The organism is Pedobacter chitinilyticus, assembly GCF_003313385.1.
In the GTDB taxonomy this organism is placed as follows: domain Bacteria; phylum Bacteroidota; class Bacteroidia; order Sphingobacteriales; family Sphingobacteriaceae; genus Pedobacter; species Pedobacter chitinilyticus.
The window spans coordinates 1226572-1244809 of the sequence record NZ_QMHN01000001.1; the positions used below are offsets into that span (position 1 = coordinate 1226572).

Genomic DNA, 18238 nt, shown 5'->3' on the forward strand with positions numbered 1-18238 from the left:
TGGGCAACAAACAAAATGTTCAGCAACATAGTCCTATAATTTTTATTTAACTTTATAAAAGCCAAAACCATACCCAGCATGAAGCAACTCACTGTTTTGTTTTTAATCTTGTTTGCTTTCACAAGCTGCAATTATTCTCAATCAAAAGAAAATAATAAAAGCACTGAGCAAAAAGCTTTTAAAAACATCACAAAGTTTGACACGACCACCAAAACGATCCATATTTACGTGGCCTTGTGCGACAATAAATACCAAGGGATAGTACCTGTCCCTGCAAAAATTGGCAACGGACAAGACCTAAATAGCAACTTATACTGGGGCTGTAGCTTCGGAATACGTACTTACTTTAAGAAAAGCAAAGAATGGGATTTGATCAAATCTCAAAAGCTAGATTCGGTTAGACTAGAGAGGTTAGTGTTCAAACACAAACAAAAAAACTACTATCTCGTTGCTGACGCCTACGACGGACGTTATATTAAACAATGCACAAAAGATTTCCTAAAAAGCAGTGCAGGACAAACAAGAGACACTATAAATATTAATAAAACTACCATTGGAATATCAGGAAATGCCAAACTAATCTCCTATATTGGACATGACGGCCTCATGGATTTCCAATTACCCGATAGTTACCAAAATACCGACAATATTAAAAGAGACGTAATTATTTTAGCTTGTTATAGCAAGAAATATTTCGCTCCTCATTTAAGATCAGCCAATGTTAACCCACTAGTTTGGACCACAGGATTAATGTGCCCAGAAGCCTATACCATACATGATGCCATTACAGGCTATCTAAAAAAGGAAAACAATTCACAAATTAGAACAAGAGCAGCTTTAGCCTATTCCAAATATCAAAAATGTAGTGAAGGCGCCGCTAAAAATCTATTAGTAACAAACTGGTAAATACTAACTCCTTATTGCCTCTACAGGATCTAATCTCGATGCTGCGTACGCTGGCCAAAAACCAGAGATGATCCCAATAATCACAGAAACCCCAATGCCCAGAACAATATTGCTCATATAAAGAATCACTTCCAAATCGGCCAAATGCGTGATGACGACTGTGAGCAAATAGACGAGTGCTAAACCGCATAAACCACCCATCAAACAAAGCACCACCGATTCGAAAATAAACTGTAAAAGGATAAAGTAGTTTTTAGCACCCAACGACTTTTGAATGCCGATAATATTGGTACGCTCCTTTACAGAAACGAACATAATATTGGCAATACCAAAACCCCCTACCAAAATGGAGAAGCCTCCAATCACCCAACCACCAATATTAATAGCAGAGAACATGATGTCTAACTGGTTGGAAAGCATGGTGGTTTTGTTTAAAGAAAAATCATCTTCTTGCCCAGGACTAATTCTTCTCACCGCTCGCATCTGTCCCTTTAACTCACTCTCCACCTCTTCAAAACTGATGCTTTCTTTACCTCTAACGGTAATTTGCGGATTATACCTTTCGTTGTTAATATCAAAAATACCTTTGGCAAAATTCATGGGAATCAATACGTTTTTATCTTGCGACATCCCCATCATGTCCTCCCCTTCTTTCTTGAAAACGCCCACCACGGTAACACGTCTGCCCATTAGCTTAATCTGTTTTCCTATAGGGTCGTCGCTTCCAAAAAGCCCTTCGGCTATTTCAGCCCCCATAATACAAACTGGGCTTCCGGATCTGCCCTCATTTTCGGTAAAGTACCTACCTGCCTGAAACTCCAAGTTCCAAGTTCTGTCATACTCCTGTGTAGCAGCATTTAACGTTGCCCCTTCTACCGAATTACTTCTATACTTAATGGTTCTACTACTCGCTGATATTTCGAAGCAAACCCCTTGAGCACTTTCCATTCTTTCTTTTAGCGACAAATAATCTCTATAAGAAGGCTCTGGGCGGTTTACATATTTCCACCAAGGATAATTGTCTCCGAAAATCCAAGGCCATTTCTGCACAAATAATGTGTTCGAACCAAGCTTGTCTACACTTGCCTGTATTTTATTGCGCATAGTATCTACCCCCGTAAAAACGGCGATAATGATAAAAATACCAATGGTTATTCCCAAAAGGGAAAGCGAAGTCCGCAATTTGTTCTGTCTAAGAGCGTCCCAGGCAAACCTAAAACTCTCGCCAATAAGTCTAAAAACTAGCACCATAATCGTTAGACCAAATGTAATCAAAAAGGTTACACCTATTACGACTTAAAAGTAAAAAGGCGAATACAAAACTGTGGTAAACTATTTACTTCGCTTGTTTGTTAAAACATCTGACAATAGGCTGGCTTATCTACTGACATTTAATTGTAAATACAGAATATATTTTAGTAAATTTGCGCCCTAATTTACTGTATCCAAAGTATGAAATCACCTAAAATGCGCTTCCTTTTTATAAAGAGCAAAGCTTTATAGGCAAATTCCATCTGACAGATAAAAAACAATATAAATTACACATGAAATTATCTCAATTCAAGTTCAATCTACCCGACTCACTTCTGGCTTCTGATCCTGCCGAAGAAAGAGATGAAGCACGTTTAATGGTACTACATAAAGATACTGGTAAGATTGAGCATAAAATCTTCAAAGATGTTTTAAATTATTTTGACGATAAAGATGTAATGATTCTTAACAACACCAAGGTTTTCCCTGCCCGTTTATACGGCAACAAGGAGAAAACTGGTGCTACCATAGAAGTATTCCTATTACGTGAACTAAACAAAGAATTACGTTTATGGGATGTTTTGGTTGATCCAGCACGTAAAATCCGTGTAGGAAACAAACTATATTTCGGGGATGATGATTTATTAGTTGCTGAAGTAGTGGATAATACCACTTCACGCGGTCGTACCATTCGTTTCCTATTTGATGGTACTGATGAAGAATTCAGAAGAAACGTTGAAATCTTAGGCGAAACACCACTTCCTAAATATATCAAGCGTAAAGCTACCGAAATGGACAAAGAGCGTTACCAAACGATTTTTGCTAAACACGAAGGTGCTGTTGCCGCTCCTACTGCTGGTTTACACTTTAGTAGAGAGTTAATGAAACGCCTTGAACTTAAAGGCATTGAGTTTGCTGAAGTAACCTTGCATGTTGGTTTAGGGACTTTCCGTCAAGTGGAGGTGGAGGATTTAACCAAGCACAAAATGGATTCTGAGCAATTCATCATCGAGCAAAAAGATGCTGATATTGTAAACAAAGGAATTGAGGATAAAAGAAGAATTTGTGCAGTTGGTACCACTTCTATGCGTGCTATCGAGTCTGCAGTTTCTGCTAATAAAACGTTGAAAGCTGCTAATGACTGGACTAGCAAGTTCATTTTCCCTCCTTATGATTTCAGCATTGCAAACTCAATGATTACCAATTTCCACACTTCTGAATCTACCTTGTTAATGATGGTAAGTGCTTTTGGTGGATATGAAAATGTAATGAATGCATACGAAGTAGCTGTAAAAGAAAAATATCGTTTCTACAGCTATGGCGATGCGATGTTGATTATATAGGGCTTAGTAGTTAGTTTTTAGTAGGTAGCTAGCTTATTACATACTAAAAGCCAACAAAAACTAGTTAGTATAATAATTGTTCTAACTACTAAATACTAATACCTAAATACTAACAAAAATGAAATTCTACGCAATAATAGTAGCTGGTGGTTCAGGCAAGAGAATGCAATCTGCGATAGCCAAACAGTTTTTATTGCTTAATCATAAGCCTGTAATGATGCATACATTACAGGCTTTTCATCTTTCAGAGATCCAGCCTGAAATTATTTTGGTCCTCAACAAGGACGACCATCAATACTGGAAAGATTTGTGTTTAAAATACCATTTTGATATTCCTCACACTTTGGTAGAAGGCGGAAAAGAACGTTTCCATTCTGTAAGAAACGGCCTAATGTCTATTAAAGAAGATGGTGTGGTAGCGATACACGATGCCGTAAGACCCGTAGTTAGCCATGGCTTGATTACTCAAACGTTTAAAGAAGCACTAGAGATTGGAAATGCTATTCCTTGTGTTAAGCCAAGTGACTCGGTAAGGAAACTGCAAGACAACGCCAGTAAAATCATCAATAGGGATAAACTGGTATTAATCCAAACGCCACAAACTTTTGATTTAGGACAGTTAAGAACTGCCTACCAACAACGTTTTTCTAAAAAATTCACTGATGATGCTTCGGTAGTTGAAGCTGCTGGCTTTCCAATTAACTTAGTAGAAGGAAATAGAAACAACATAAAAATTACCTTTCCAGAGGATTTGGAGTTGGCAAGTTTTTTATTGAAGAATAATATTTCTGGATAGTTCAACTAATTTCCCCATTCCGATTTATCACATGGGTACATATCTCGTATGTAAAAAATCCCGTCAAAAACCTCTGTCCAAACAGCTTCGCTGCTTCCATGCCATTTTCCCTTCATATGAAAATACGCTTTCGCCGAAGGATGTAACTTTCTGAACATTTCAAAATCTACAAACGCGTAACTAACATCGGCCGGCATCCAATTTTCGAAGCAATCTATTGCTGGAGGATTAGCATTATATTTTTTAGGATTTGTAATCCTCCCAACCATTCCATTTTTCGAACTAAATCCCAACAGATAAGTTTCTTTTGAAGCCAAGCTGTCTTTCGTGAAAAAATGTCCCATATTGTTCCAGCCTTCACTAGCTACTGTATTTTCTATTAGATGTGGATTTTTCAATATATGTGCACTATGTGCCCAAACAATAATCTTTTTATTTGGATACTTTTGATAAGCAAGCCATTTCAAATTTTCCGCCATTTGCTTATCCCTTATTTCTATAGAGTTCTTCTCTTTTTTTAGAAATGCCGCACCACCTCTAAAATCTTCACGAATGTTCCTTAAAAGCAGGTACCTATAGCTATCCCTAAACTCCTCAGGAGCGTTCTCAATTACTGTATTTATCTGATTAATAAATACATTATACTTCAATGTGTCTTTACTTATTTTTGAAGAATCTAAAAAACTAAGAAACGTATTATATTTCTTCGACTTAATAAGCCGCACTTGCCACTTGTTCAATATTGAATCAACAAATTTCTTCAAATTTTGGTTACTATAATCGCCGTGCAACTGACTATCAAATCCTGCTATATCAATGGGAGATCTCGTTTTGTAAGTTTTTGAAATATAGTTGTAGAATAAATCGTCACACTGAGCACAGTTCGTCCAAACTGAGAAAATGTTTTTCTTCAAAAAATCTTCTATCTTATCTTTTTTCTTTTCTACTGCATCCCAACCTGCTGTCAGTGCATAAAAATCGCTTTCGAAAGCTAAAACATCAAAACCTTTTTTCTCGTGCAGGTATTTGATTAACCGTGTTTTCGCTAAAAATGTAGGCGCATCTCCATGATCTTGCTCGCCCAACATTACAATTCTAGCGTTGCCAATTGCATTACCAATCACTTCTAAATCTGAGAAATCTAATGAATCTGGACTAATTGCTTTTACAGCTTTCAGGTTATTCTGAACGTATTTTTTAATATTATTTTGAGCAAACAATTGGACGCCAAACAACACAAAAGTTAAGAGTATTAATTTTTTCATAGCATTTATTTATAATATTAAAGCTAAAAAACTAAATACTTACCCGTTAAAACTTTAACAGAATTTAACTACAAATATCGATTTAAGCTTTTATCGCATTACGATTGCCAATCGAGTTGGCAATGACGGGTTTGTCTACAAAAAAAGGCCCAAACGAAATTCGTCTGGACCTTGGTTGTAAAAGTATAAAAGCAAATTCTTATGCGTAAGCTACCGCATCTTTTGATGGCAGTTTACTAAAGCCCATTAGGTATTCATCTACTTTGCGAGCGGTTTCACGCCCTTCTGAAATTGCCCAAACCACTAATGATTGACCTCTGCGCATATCGCCAGCAGCAAAAATCTTAGGAATATTGGTTTGATAGTTTCCTTCCAGCGCCTTAACGTTGCCTCTTTCATCCAATTCAACGCCCAATTTTTCAATCAAGCCTTCTTTTTGAGGATGCAAGAAACCCATCGCCAATAGTACCAGCTCACAAGGATATTCTTTTTCGGTACCAGGAACTTCTTTAAACCCAAGAGGTCTTCCAGTGTTTAAATCGATATCCCATTCCACATCAACCACTTTTAGGGCTTTTAAATTTCCTTGTTCATCTTTAATGAACTCTTTAGTATTTACCGACCAAGCTCTTTGCGCACCTTCTTCATGTGAAGTAGTGATTTTTAAAAGCATTGGATAGCTTGGCCAAGGCATATGTTCCGAGCGCAATTGTGGCGGCATCGGCATGATCTCAAATTGAGTTACTGACTTTGCTCCGTGACGATTAGAAGTTCCGATACAATCTGAACCAGTATCACCACCGCCAATTACAATGACGTCTTTACCAGTTGCCAAAATCTCTTCAGCTTCAACCTTACGACCACCTACACGCTTATTTTGTTGTTTTAAGAAATCCATGGCGAAATGAACTCCTTTAGCCTCTCTTCCTGGTAATTTCAAATCACGTGGAATAGTTGAACCGCCTGCCAAAACAATGGCCTGATATTCGCGTAACAAGGTACTTATTTCTACATTTTCACCAACGTTAGCATTATATTGAAACGTAATGCCTTCTTCTTCCATTAGCTTAATCCTTCGTTCCACTACATCCTTTTGCAGTTTAAAATCAGGAATACCATAACGCAATAAACCTCCAGCAACATCGTCACGCTCAAAAACTACTACTTCGTGACCAGCTTTGTTCAATTGCGCTGCAGCAGCTAGTCCAGCGGGACCAGAACCCACTACGGCCACTCTTTTACCTGTTCTAATTAAAGGTTCGTTTGCTTTGATATAGCCTTTTTCAAAAGCAATTTCAATGATATGCTTTTCAATTTCCTCAATAGATACTGGCGACTTGTTGATACCTAACACGCAAGCACTTTCACAAGGTGCAGGACAAATTCTACCCGTAAACTCTGGGAAGTTATTGGTACTTAACAAAATTTCAGCGGCTTGTAACCATTTACCCTGATAAACGGCATCGTTAAACTCTGGAATTACATTTCCCAACGGACAACCCGATTGGCAAAATGGTACGCCACAATCCATACAACGTCCCGATTGTTTGTTCAACTCGTCAGATGGCAATAGCGACACAAACTCATTATAATGCTTTAAACGCTCTTGCGGTGCTTGTTTTGAAGGCGAAACTCTTTCGTATTCAAAAAATCCTGTCACTTTTCCCATCTTACTTAATTTTTACTTGTGTACGTTGTAATAAAACTGCTTTGTATTCTTTAGGGAAAACTTTCACAAAATGTTGCGATTGATTTTCCCAGTCGCTCAAGATAAACTCTGCTACTTTACTATTGGTTAACCTTACATGATTCTTCAGTAGCGTAAGTATCCTTGTCTCATCCTCTGGTTGTAGCGGATCAAGGTCAACCATCTCTGGATTGCACTTGTTGGCAAAAGTTTTGCTGGTATCGTAAATCCAAGCCATACCGCCACTCATTCCAGCGGCAAAATTGCTTCCAGTATCACCCAAAACAAGCACTTCACCTCCTGTCATGTATTCACACCCGTGATCACCTATTCCTTCTACTACCGCGGTAGCTCCCGAGTTACGTACTGCGAAACGCTCACCAGCTTTACCGCGAACATATAGCTCACCAGAAGTGGCGCCATAAAGTGCTACGTTTCCGATAATGATATTTTGTTCGGGCACATAGTTGATGTTGGCAAATGGATAAACCACCAATTTAGCACCTGATAAACCTTTACCTACATAGTCATTACCTTCACCTTCTAAAGTAAGGGTTAACCCTTTGGTAGAGAAAGCTCCGAAGCTTTGTCCAGCAGAACCGAAGCATTTGAAGTTAACCGTGTCTGGCGCCAAACCTGCGCTCTTGTGCACTTTTGAAATCTCGTTAGATAACATTGTTCCAATAGAGCGATCGGTATTTTTCACATCAAAGCTGGCAAATACAGGCTCATTGTTTAAAATGGCTGGCTGTGCCGCTGCAATTAACTGATGGTCTAACACTTTATCTAAGCCATGGTCTTGGCTCTCGGTATTATATAAAGGTTGACCGTTTGCAGGTTCTTTATATAAAATTGGAGAAAGGTCTACATATTTCAGTTTCCAATCTGCATCAGCTACTTCTCTAGGCTTTAACAAATCAGATTGACCAACCATTTCATTTACGGTTCTGAAACCAAGCTCTGCCATCAACTCACGTACTTCCTGTGCTAGGAAATAGAATAAATTCACTACGTGATCGGCCTCACCTGTAAATAGCTTTCTTAAATTAGGATCTTGCGTAGCCACACCCACTGGACAAGTGTTCAAATGGCATTTACGCATCATGATACAGCCCGAGGTTACCAAAGCAGCAGTAGCAACGCCCCACTCCTCTGCACCCAATAAAGTGGCAATTACAATATCCCTGCCTGTTTTCAACTGGCCGTCCGTTTGTAGCACTACCCTGCTTCTTAAGCGGTTTTTCACCAAAGTTTGATGTGCTTCGGCCAAACCAAGTTCCCAAGGTAAACCTGCATGCTGTATAGAAGTTAGCGGTGAAGCTCCAGTACCACCATCATAACCAGAAACCAAAATCACGTCAGCATGCGCTTTGGCAACTCCTGCTGCAATGGTTCCTACCCCTGCTTTAGACACTAACTTCACGTTAATTCTGGCTGCTCTGTTTGCATTTTTCAAATCGTAAATCAACTGCGCCAAATCTTCAATCGAATAGATATCATGGTGCGGAGGCGGCGAAATTAACCCAACTCCTGGTGTAGAGTGACGAACTTTTGCAATCCAATCATCCACTTTGTGACCAGGTAATTGACCACCTTCTCCAGGTTTTGCCCCTTGAGCCATCTTAATTTGCAACTCATCGGCGTTGGTTAAGTAATAACTGGTTACACCAAAACGAGCCGAAGCAATTTGTTTAATGGCTGAGCGCATCGAATCGCCGTTGGCCATGGTTTGGTAACGGATTTCATCTTCACCACCCTCGCCCGTGTTACTTTTTCCGCCAATTCTATTCATTGCGATAGCCAAAGTAGAGTGCGCTTCGTGGGAAATAGACCCGAAAGACATTGCCCCAGTGGCAAATCTCTTAAAGATATTCTCAATCGGTTCTACTTCATCAATGCTAATAGATGGACGAGTGTAATTAAAATCAAACAAACCCCTAATGGTGTAAGCCTGTGTAGTTTGTTCATTAACTAGTTTCGAATATTTCTTAAAAGTGGTAAAATCATTCCTACGGGTTGCATTTTGCAATAAATGGATGGTTTCTGGATTAAACAAGTGCTTTTCGCCTCGTCTTCTCCATTTATAAGTACCACCAGCGGTTAGGATATTTTCTACCTGTGTATGTTTTCCGAAAATACGGTTGTGTTTGATCAATGCTTCTTGTGCAATTTCATCTAAACCTAAACCACCAATACGAGAAACAGCTCCAGTAAAGTGCGTATTTACCACTTGTTGGTTGATCCCCAAAATTTCGAAAATCTGTGCACCGTGATAAGATTGCAAGGTCGAAATTCCCATTTTAGAGAAAATCTTCAACAAGCCGTCTTTTACGGATTTGATATAGTTATAATTTAACTGATCTTGTGTTAAACCACTTTCTTTTTGGAAAGTATTGATCGTTTCTAAAGCTAAATAAGGGTTTACCGCTGTAGCACCAAAACCAATCAAAGTAGCAAAATGATGCACTTCCCAAACATCTCCAGCCTCCACTACAATACCTACGGCACCTCTGTACCCTTTTCTAATCAGGTGGTGGTGAACTGCAGAAACTGCTAATAAAGAAGGAATTGCTGCGTGGGTTGAGTCCAATGCTCTATCGCTCAAAATAATCACTTGGAAACCATCTTCTACAGCATCCACTGCATAACGGCACAAACGATCTAAAGCTTTTTGCAACGATCCAGCTTTACCATCTGCCCTAAAATACATTTGTAGGGTTTTAGATTGGAACAAACCGGTGTCAATACTTCTTAATTTTTCTAGCTCTTGGTTAGTTAATATTGGATGTTTAATTCCTACACAGTGGCACTGCATTTGATTTTCTTCCAGCAAATTACCGTTATTGCCCATAAATCCCGCCAAGCTCATCACTACCCGCTCACGGATAGGGTCAATTGGCGGGTTGGTTACCTGTGCAAACAACTGCTTGAAATAGGAAGACAAGTGTTGAGGTTGCTTAGAAAGAACAGCCAAAGGGGTATCTGTACCCATTGAACCAATCGCTTCCTTACCATCTATCGCCATTGGTTTCAGCAATAAATCAATGTCTTCTCTTGTATATCCAAATACCTGTTGGTAATTAAAAATCGATTCTTCTGATAAATTGGTAAACATTACCCTTGGTTCTGGCAGTTCTTCCAACTTAATTTGATATTGGTTAATCCAGTCGGCATAAGGGCGACGGCCACAAACTTGTTGTTTGATTTCATCGTCGCTAATGATACGTCCCTGCTCCATGTCCACTACAAACATTTTGCCTGGGGTAAGCCTACCTTTTTCAATCACCGTGCTCTGGTCAATCTCAACCGCTCCCGATTCAGATGCCATGATCACACGATCATCACTGGTCAATACGTAACGAGACGGACGTAACCCGTTTCTATCCAAAGTAGCACCAATTAAGCTACCATCCGTAAACGCAATAGCTGCTGGGCCATCCCAAGGCTCCATTAACGAAGCGTGGAATTGATAGAAAGCGCTTTTGATCGGATCCATATCCTTGTTTCCGTCCCAAGCCTCTGGAATCAACATCATCAACACATGCGGTAACGAACGACCTGCATGCAACAATAGTTCTACTACATTATCTAAACATCCCGAATCTGACTGTGTTTCGTCAATCACTGGCAAAATCATGTTCAACTCCTCCGGAGTAAAATATGGTGATGCAAATGATTTCACACTTGACCTAAACCAGTTCAAATTACCTTGTAACGTATTGATTTCACCATTGTGGGCAATATGCCTAAATGGTTGGGCCAAACGCCAAGACGGGAAAGTATTGGTTGCAAAACGAGAATGCACCAAACCAAACGCAGATACCATGCGCTTATCGCTAAGCTCGGCAAAGTACGTACGCACTTGTAAAGAGGTAAGCTGTCCTTTGTACACAATGGTTCGCGATGAAAAAGACGCTATGTAAAAATCCTGCTTACTATCCTTTACAGAATTGTAAATGGTTTTGGTGATGTAAGTTTTAAGCACAAATAACTTACGTTCAAAATCAGCACCAGCAGGCACGTTATATGGGCGAGATACGTAAACCTGTTCAATTTCAGGTTCTACCGAAAGGGCCATTTGGCCAATATCCGTCGTATCTACCTGTACTTTTCTAAATCCAAGTACTTCGAAGCCCAACTTCTCTGCGGTACGGTAAATAATTTCTCGACACTCTTCTCTGGCCCTAATTTCCTTGGGCATAAAGAGCATACCTACACCGTAGTCGCCATATTGCGGCAAACTAAATCCGGTACGTAAGCATTCGTCAAATAGGAATTCGTGGGGAACCTGTATCATGATACCAGCACCATCTCCGGTATTAGGTTCAGCACCACATGCGCCTCGGTGATCCAAATTCTCCAAAATGGTAAGCGCATCTGAAATGTTCTGATGTGATTTTCTCCCTTTCACATGGGCAACAAAACCTATACCGCAAGCGTCATGCTCAAAACTGTCACGGTACAAACCCTGTTGTTCATTTAAATTTTCCATTTATTAGTTGGTTGTAGTTAGTGTGTAGTGAACACTAAGATAAGAAAAATTTCAAACAAATTATGTATTTGATAAAAAAATTATCAAAAAACAATATTATAGACAAAAATACGCTTACATATTATCAATATATCAAAAGATAACGATACCAATTGAAATTTTATCAAAGCAAATCAAAACATAACACTGCATTTAAATGATCTAAAGCAACATTCTACAAAAACTAGCCAAAATCGTACAATACACAACTTCCTGGCAATTAACAACTTAAAAAACATTAAAAATTAAATGATTTTTAATTTTGTAAAATGTACGCTTTTACTACCTTTGTGCCGGGCAAGTCTTTTACGATCAGCTCCCTTTGAACTCCCCCAGGTTGGGAACAAAGCAAGGGTAGAAGGTTGTAGCGGTGCGATAAAAGTTGCTTGCCCATTTTTTTACTCCCCTAACGCCCTCCGATAAAATGGAGTAGATTCTGAAGGGGGAAATAAATTCTTCAGGTTTCCATTGTTGAACCGTTAACCAATTATAGAATTAAACATCATGAAATTTTTTATCGACACCGCCAATCTAGATCAAATTAGAGAAGCACAAGATTTGGGCGTTTTAGATGGCGTGACCACCAACCCTAGTTTAATGGCCAAAGAAGGCATTACAGGTGATGAAAACGTTATCAACCATTATAAAGCTATTTGCGATATTGTTGACGACAACGTAAGCGCTGAAGTAATTGCTACCGATTACGAAGGCATCATTAAGGAAGGTGAAGCTCTAGCGGCTTTAAATCCTAAAATTGTGGTGAAGGTTCCAATGATCAAAGAAGGCTTAAAAGCCATCAAATATTTCAGCGGAAAAGGCATTAGAACTAACTGTACTTTAATCTTCTCTCCCGCTCAAGCATTATTAGCCGCTAAAGCTGGTGCTACTTACGTGTCTCCATTTTTAGGCAGATTGGATGATATTTCTACTGATGGCTTAACTTTAATTGAAGACATCCGCTTGATTTTTGACAACTATGCTTACGAAACTCAAATTTTAGCAGCTTCTATCCGTGGCCCATTACACATCGTGAGCTGTGCTAAAATTGGTGCTGATGTAATCACTGCTCCTCTTTCGGCAATTACTGGCTTATTAAAACACCCGTTAACTGATAGCGGCTTAGCTACTTTCTTGGCAGATCATGCTAAGGCAGCAGGGAAATAAGCGATACATACCTTATATATAAAGGCCTTCAGATCACTGGAGGCCTTTTTTTATTATTTATCGTTTTACTTATGTCAAATAGCAACATGCTAGATCTCTCCTAAGGTTGAGATGACGACGGATAGCGTTTGGCTACTATTGATCTACCTAACTATTCTCTAAAACTTTTTTGTTTTTACTAGGTTATGCTAACTTTACCATAATGAAAGCTAAAAACGTACTTCTCTCCCTATCTGTAATTGCTGCCACCCTGCTAACCAGCAATACTTTTGCACAGCATCAGTTATCAACTCCATTATGGGAAGCAAAAGAAAATTTGCCTGTACCCGAATCGGTGCTTTACAAAGCAAACACTAAGGAACTTTTTGTAAGCTTGATTGATGGCCCTGGAAATGTGAAAGATGGCAAAGGTGGTGTAGCCATATTGAATTTAGATGGCTCCATGAAAAATGCAAATTGGGTTACGGGCTTAAATGCACCAAAAGGATTAGCCTTATACCAAAACACGCTATACATTGCTGACCTCACTGCGGTAGTGAGCGTAGACATTCGTAGTGGAAAAGTTAAAGAAACGCTGGAAATTGAAGGGGCTGTATTTTTAAATGACCTCACCGTTGATGATCAGGGAGCGGTATATGTTTCTGATACCAGAACACATAAAATCTATAAAATTGACAATGGAAAGTACTCCTTATATATGGAGAATGCCAAAGGCGCCAACGGACTAAAGTGGCTAAACAACATGCTTTATGTTTTGGCGAGTACCGAACTTTGGCAAGTTGATGCTCAAAAGCAGGTAAAAGTAATTGCCAAAGGGTTTGAAAAAGGTGGTGATGGCCTAGAACCTGTAGGCAATGGCGATTTTATCGTTACTTGCTGGGCAGGCATTATTTATTACGTAAAAGCTAACGGCGATATTGAAAAACTATTGGATGTGCAGGGAAAAATGAATACTGCTGATATTGGATACAATGCCAAAGAAAGGATTATTTACGTACCCACTTTTAACCAAAACAGCGTGGTTGCTTACCAGCTTAAATAACGCATAAACATTTATGGACAACAATAAAAAATGTTGTCTAGTAGTAAAAAAACGCTTTGATCAATTATTCTGCTTGGAATGCCGAAGCTAACTCTTGCAATTGTTGCGAAGAGATTTGACTTGGGTCTTTGTACTGTTTCTCCAGCAGGTCTTGCGCAATGCTAATTTTACCGCTCGTTGTTCTAATCAAACACTCGCCATTTTCAATGGTGCTAGAAATGTATCTACCAATTTGGCGATTGACATACGAAAAACGGAGCACTAATTCATGGAAAATAAATACCGGATAATTCATAGATTAAAGGTAAATGCCCAATGTTAATTTAACGTTAACAAAAAGTCACTAAAATATTAAATAGGTTAAGCGGATGTTAATTGTGTCATGGCAGAAAAACAAGTCCTTTTATTTCGACTTTAACCTGCTCAAGGTTTCTTGAGAGATATTAAGATAAGAAGCTACCATTTTATTGGAAAGCCTTTGAACAATGATCGGATTTTCTTCCAATAGCTGATGATATTTTGCAAGTGCATCTTGAGTGAGAAATGACATAAGGCGCTTAGTGTTACTCACGTAAGCATTTTCAAGATACATTCTGTAAAACTTTTCCCATTGCGGAATAACCTCTAGCAAATGATAAAAGCTTTTGTGCGTGATGTAATAGATTTCCGTAGTTTCTACCGCTTGTACATACTCATCGGAAGGCGCTGCATTAATAAAGCTCATCAAAGCGGTGGCAAACTGATTTTCGAATGCTAAATATCGGGTAGATTCATGTCCAGCTTCGTCAATAAAGAAAATCCTTAAACAACCCTTTACCACAAAAAAGGTCCGTTGGCTCAACTCGCCTTGAGAAAGCAGTATTTGGTTTTTCCTTAGTTTGAGCGGTACAAAATAAGAGAGAATGGTATTCAGTTCTTCTTCTGTTACCGATATTCTATTTTTAATATACGCTCCTAATGCTTCCGTCATTTGTATAAATCAGCTTGGCAAATTTATATATAAATAACGAAGGCCAATGGTGTTTATTCCTGTTTTATTGGTACAAATAATGGGTATTAAGCAGGCTTACTTTAAAGTCTGCCTAATTTAAAACTCATTTTTTATTGAACATTAGGATGATGATGGAAAGCACTACGCTAAGTCCTCCAAATAAATACACGGCCTGATAGCTAAACCAGCCTGCAATTAATCCAGCCAATGGTCCAGATAGGCCTAATGAAAGGTCAACAAAAGCCACGTAAGCACCCAATGCTGTTCCTCTCATTTGTGGCTTTACTTTTTGGATGGCCAACACGCCCAAGGATGGAAAAACCAAGGAGAAGCCAATCCCCGTTAATCCACAGCCAATGATGGCCATGCCTTTTGAAGCAGCAGTCCAAATCATGACCTGCCCTATCACTTCAATAATAAGCGAGAAGAAAGCCACTCGGTAACCGCCAAATTTATCTGGAAAGGAAGCAAAGAATAGTCTGGTGAGTACATAGCAAGTGCCAAAAGTGATGAAAGCCAAGGAGGCGTCGCCCCAATGCTTTTCGGCAAAAAACAAGGCAATAAATGAGGCGATACAGCCAAATGCCATGGATGAAAAGGCCAAACTTAACCCTTGACCTGACACTGTTCCAATCACTTTGTAAAAAGGGGTTCTTACATGGTCCTTATCAATATGCGTTGCAGGAAGCTTTGCCGTAGCCAACCAACTTACTAAAGGCAATAACACAATAATGGCAAAGGCAGGAAAATAACCGTAAGCACCGCTAATCCATATGCTTAAGGGTGCTCCAATAGCGATTCCTGCATACATAGCAATGCCGTTCCAAGTCATTACCTTCCCCGATTTTGAGGGTCCAACTAAAGTGATTCCCCAAGTGAGCGCTGCTGTCACCAAAAGGCTTTCGGCAATGCCGTGGATGATGCGAGCCAATAACAACAATCCCAAAGCAAATACTGGAGTACCTTGAGAAACCACCGAAAGTACATAGGCAATACCCGCAACAATGGCAAAGGTAATGCCTAGCATTTTACTGCTTTTAGCTCCTTTGGTGTCTGTTGTTTTACCCGAATAAGCTCTGGTTAACAAGGTAGATAAAAATTGTAGACCGATGACCAGCCCCACAATGAGGGTATTAAAGCCCAATTGTTGCTGCACAAATTTGGGAAGTATGCCCAAGGCAATACCAATGGTAAGGTAAACCGCAAAAACAGAAATGATAATTGGAATGACGGCTTTATAGAAATCGATGGTTTGATCTTTTTGTAAGGTGATACTCATAATTTTTACTTGATAAAATTTTCATTGCAAAAATGCGAGTACCGAAATTGCTAACCTTTGACTTAGGTCAAAAAAACGAGCTTAGCTAATTTTGTTAAGGAACCCTGTCATCCAGAGCATTACCTGTCCCGACACTTCGGGAGCGAAGGATCTTTTTCAGTACTATTATTGGAGATTCCTCGTGATACTCGGAATGACAAGCAGGTGAGGCCAGGGCGCACCTGGAACAACAAGTAGTTGAAGCAAGAATGCACATATACCAACTATTCGACAACGATGGATTACTTTCAGAGTTACTATGTGTCTATGTGGTTCATATAAAAGAAAGTATAACCACATAGACACATAGGGACTTATTTTTAAAGATAATTTTCTCGAATTCCATTCCACTTTGTTCGGTCAATTTGATAGACGAAATTCAGTTTGGGCTGTTCACCAAAATAAGTTACTTCCTGTTCTGCTACCTTTTCTGCACCAATGCGACCCACGGCAATTTGCGAACGTACGTTAGTAGTCCCTACATGCAAATTTACTTTTGACACGAACTGGAAGATGTAATCCAACATCATTTTCTTTACCGAATGATTAATGCCTTTGCCCCAATAAGCGGTACCATAAAAGGTATAACCTATTAAAATACTATCTTCAGCAGCATCGTAATCATAAAACCTGGTGCTGCCAATTACTTGTCCATTTGTTTGATCTACGATTTTAAAAGCACCCTTGCTTTGCATGGCGCCATCAAAAAAGATTTGAAACACGTCTCTTTTCCAACGATCTTTATTCGGGTGTTGCTCCCACACTTTTGGATCAGAGGCCACTTCATACAAAGCTTCAAAATCGGTTTCTTGCAAGGGAACAAGGGTTACCCTGTCATTTTCTAAAGTAGGCTGTATGCTAAAAGTCATGGTTTAAAAATTTTCGGCTTCAGTAATCAATTGTTGTATCATCTCGGTGGTAGATTTTGAGGAGTAATCGTGTATCGATTGTCCAGCCCAAATATTTACGAAATCGGCATTGCGATATTGTCTGGCTACTTTTCTTAATTCGCCAGTCAGTTTATTTTGATATGGATAAGGCAGCACCATGCCGCTGTTTTCCATGGATTGGATAAAAGCATTTCTCAATCCCCTGGCATAGCGACCAGAAAAGCTTTTGGTGAGCATTACATCACTTTCATTGGCTTGGCGCAGCCGTTGCTTTTCAAATTCCTGCAGGGAACTTTCTTTGGTGCCTAGCAGCAAACTTCCTATTTGGAAACCTTGCGCTCCTAATACTTTTGCAGCATGTAAGGTTTTGGCATTATAAATTCCACCTGCATAAATCAAGGGCGTTTTCACCTGCTCACAAACCTGTGCCAATAAGGATAAACCTCCAATTTGAGGAATGTCATGGTCTTCAAAACTTCCCCTGTGCCCTCCTGCTTCAATACCCTGTACACAGATGAGGTCTATCCCAGCTTGTTCCAATTGAATAGCTTCGTTTACCGAGGTGCAAGTGCCTATTAACACTGTGCCGTGAGCCTTCAGCTTTTGGATACTTTGAGCATCCAAGTTACCAAAAATGAAACTCACGATTTTACACCCTTCGGCAATAATGGCATCCACTTGATCGTGGTAATCGGTCAGCTTAATCTGATCGATGTTGGGCAGCTCCACTTCCAAACCATGGTGCTCTGCCAATTGCGCTACATATTGTTTGGTTTGGGCATATTGCGTCCTCAGCTCGGCTGAAAGTGGCGGAATAGCATTTACAAAAATATTAACCGCAAAGGTCTTCGGAGTTAACGCTTTGGTTGCACGAATAGTGGCTATACACTGATCGGCAGGTAAATCGGCCAATGGTAAAGAACCTAAGGCATCGGCTTGAGCTGCCGCGGCCACCATTTGCGGCGTGGTCACGCCAAACATAGGCGCCTGAACAATTGGATAACGTACTCCTAGTATTTTGCTGATGCTATTTTCCCATTTCATAGGACCTTAT

14 protein-coding genes and 1 other RNA gene are annotated in these 18238 nt (G+C 39.5%); 6 read left to right on the plus strand and 9 right to left on the minus strand.

What is annotated here, in order from left to right; all coding sequences use genetic code 11:
* The first annotated feature begins 78 nt into the window (after positions 1–78).
* A complete protein-coding gene (locus tag DUT70_RS05160) occupies positions 79–906 on the plus strand; it encodes a hypothetical protein (protein ID WP_205529731.1) in 828 nt (275 codons plus the stop codon).
* A 3-nt stretch (positions 907–909) separates the two neighbouring features.
* Here the strand turns inward: DUT70_RS05160 and DUT70_RS05165 are convergent, their stop codons facing one another.
* Complete coding sequence (locus tag DUT70_RS05165) at positions 910–2154, minus strand: ABC transporter permease (RefSeq protein WP_205529752.1); 1245 nt, start codon at positions 2152–2154, stop codon at positions 910–912.
* Positions 2155–2450: 296 nt separating this feature from the next.
* Here DUT70_RS05165 and queA point away from each other — a divergent pair, with 296 nt between their 5' ends.
* Both queA and DUT70_RS05175 read left to right on the plus strand, forming a co-directional pair.
* Positions 2451–3500 carry a tRNA preQ1(34) S-adenosylmethionine ribosyltransferase-isomerase QueA gene (gene queA, locus DUT70_RS05170; RefSeq protein WP_113646196.1) on the plus strand — a complete coding sequence of 350 codons (1050 nt, stop codon included), beginning with the start codon at positions 2451–2453 and terminating at the stop codon, positions 3498–3500.
* A 118-nt stretch (positions 3501–3618) separates the two neighbouring features.
* Positions 3619–4296, plus strand: coding sequence for a 2-C-methyl-D-erythritol 4-phosphate cytidylyltransferase (locus DUT70_RS05175; protein ID WP_113646197.1), 678 nt, complete (start codon positions 3619–3621; stop codon positions 4294–4296).
* 5 nt (positions 4297–4301) lie between these two features.
* Here DUT70_RS05175 and DUT70_RS05180 read toward each other — a convergent pair whose 3' ends face one another.
* The 3 genes from DUT70_RS05180 to gltB form a co-directional block, all read right to left on the minus strand.
* On the minus strand, positions 4302–5561 hold the full coding sequence (locus DUT70_RS05180) for an erythromycin esterase family protein (RefSeq protein WP_113646198.1): 1260 nt from the start codon (positions 5559–5561) through the stop codon (positions 4302–4304).
* Between the two features lie 199 nt (positions 5562–5760).
* Positions 5761–7230, minus strand: coding sequence for a glutamate synthase subunit beta (locus DUT70_RS05185; protein ID WP_113646199.1), 1470 nt, complete (start codon positions 7228–7230; stop codon positions 5761–5763).
* Between the two features lies 1 nt (position 7231).
* Positions 7232–11740: a glutamate synthase large subunit gene (gene gltB / locus DUT70_RS05190; protein ID WP_113646200.1), complete on the minus strand. Its 4509-nt coding sequence runs from the start codon at positions 11738–11740 to the stop codon at positions 7232–7234.
* A 334-nt stretch (positions 11741–12074) separates the two neighbouring features.
* On the opposite strand from gltB, the gene ffs reads away from it, so the two are divergent.
* The 3 genes from ffs (at position 12075) to DUT70_RS05205 (ending at position 13985) form a co-directional block, all read left to right on the plus strand.
* An RNA gene (gene ffs / locus DUT70_RS05195) (signal recognition particle sRNA small type) lies at positions 12075–12174 on the plus strand.
* Between the two features lie 109 nt (positions 12175–12283).
* Positions 12284–12943 carry a fructose-6-phosphate aldolase gene (gene fsa, locus DUT70_RS05200; RefSeq protein ID WP_113646201.1) on the plus strand — a complete coding sequence of 220 codons (660 nt, stop codon included), beginning with the start codon at positions 12284–12286 and terminating at the stop codon, positions 12941–12943.
* 202 nt (positions 12944–13145) lie between these two features.
* Positions 13146–13985, plus strand: a complete 840-nt coding sequence (locus tag DUT70_RS05205; protein WP_113646202.1) for an SMP-30/gluconolactonase/LRE family protein — start codon at positions 13146–13148, stop codon at positions 13983–13985.
* A 64-nt stretch (positions 13986–14049) separates the two neighbouring features.
* On the opposite strand, the gene DUT70_RS05210 is transcribed toward DUT70_RS05205, so the two are convergent.
* The 5 genes from DUT70_RS05210 to DUT70_RS05230 all read right to left on the minus strand — a co-directional run bounded on the left by DUT70_RS05210 (position 14050) and on the right by DUT70_RS05230 (position 18228).
* On the minus strand, positions 14050–14280 hold the full coding sequence (locus DUT70_RS05210; RefSeq protein ID WP_113646203.1) for a hypothetical protein: 231 nt from the start codon (positions 14278–14280) through the stop codon (positions 14050–14052).
* Positions 14281–14388: 108 nt separating this feature from the next.
* Positions 14389–14955, minus strand: a complete 567-nt coding sequence (locus DUT70_RS05215; protein WP_113646204.1) for a Crp/Fnr family transcriptional regulator — start codon at positions 14953–14955, stop codon at positions 14389–14391.
* A gap of 124 nt (positions 14956–15079) precedes the next feature.
* Positions 15080–16255 (minus strand): MFS transporter, encoded by a 1176-nt coding sequence (locus tag DUT70_RS05220; RefSeq protein ID WP_113646205.1) that lies wholly within the window; start codon positions 16253–16255, stop codon positions 15080–15082.
* 359 nt (positions 16256–16614) lie between these two features.
* Complete coding sequence (locus tag DUT70_RS05225) at positions 16615–17163, minus strand: GNAT family N-acetyltransferase (RefSeq protein ID WP_113646206.1); 549 nt, start codon at positions 17161–17163, stop codon at positions 16615–16617.
* Positions 17164–17166: 3 nt separating this feature from the next.
* Positions 17167–18228, minus strand: coding sequence for an NAD(P)H-dependent flavin oxidoreductase (locus DUT70_RS05230; RefSeq protein ID WP_113646207.1), 1062 nt, complete (start codon positions 18226–18228; stop codon positions 17167–17169).
* Positions 18229–18238 lie beyond the last annotated feature (10 nt).

What these genes read in the sequence shown, in the direction of transcription:
- fsa (WP_113646201.1), top strand. Translation starts at nt 12,284, where the DNA reads ATGAAATTTTTTATCGACACCGCCAATCTAGATCAAATTAGAGAAGCA.
- gltB (WP_113646200.1), bottom strand. Translation starts at nt 11,740, where the DNA reads ATGGAAAATTTAAATGAACAACAGGGTTTGTACCGTGACAGTTTTGAG.
- DUT70_RS05220 (WP_113646205.1), bottom strand. Translation starts at nt 16,255, where the DNA reads ATGAGTATCACCTTACAAAAAGATCAAACCATCGATTTCTATAAAGCC.
- DUT70_RS05185 (WP_113646199.1), bottom strand. Translation starts at nt 7,230, where the DNA reads ATGGGAAAAGTGACAGGATTTTTTGAATACGAAAGAGTTTCGCCTTCA.
- DUT70_RS05215 (WP_113646204.1), bottom strand. Translation starts at nt 14,955, where the DNA reads ATGACGGAAGCATTAGGAGCGTATATTAAAAATAGAATATCGGTAACA.
- DUT70_RS05225 (WP_113646206.1), bottom strand. Translation starts at nt 17,163, where the DNA reads ATGACTTTTAGCATACAGCCTACTTTAGAAAATGACAGGGTAACCCTT.
- DUT70_RS05180 (WP_113646198.1), bottom strand. Translation starts at nt 5,561, where the DNA reads ATGAAAAAATTAATACTCTTAACTTTTGTGTTGTTTGGCGTCCAATTG.
- DUT70_RS05205 (WP_113646202.1), top strand. Translation starts at nt 13,146, where the DNA reads ATGAAAGCTAAAAACGTACTTCTCTCCCTATCTGTAATTGCTGCCACC.
- DUT70_RS05160 (WP_205529731.1), top strand. Translation starts at nt 79, where the DNA reads ATGAAGCAACTCACTGTTTTGTTTTTAATCTTGTTTGCTTTCACAAGC.
- queA (WP_113646196.1), top strand. Translation starts at nt 2,451, where the DNA reads ATGAAATTATCTCAATTCAAGTTCAATCTACCCGACTCACTTCTGGCT.
- DUT70_RS05230 (WP_113646207.1), bottom strand. Translation starts at nt 18,228, where the DNA reads ATGAAATGGGAAAATAGCATCAGCAAAATACTAGGAGTACGTTATCCA.
- DUT70_RS05210 (WP_113646203.1), bottom strand. Translation starts at nt 14,280, where the DNA reads ATGAATTATCCGGTATTTATTTTCCATGAATTAGTGCTCCGTTTTTCG.
- DUT70_RS05175 (WP_113646197.1), top strand. Translation starts at nt 3,619, where the DNA reads ATGAAATTCTACGCAATAATAGTAGCTGGTGGTTCAGGCAAGAGAATG.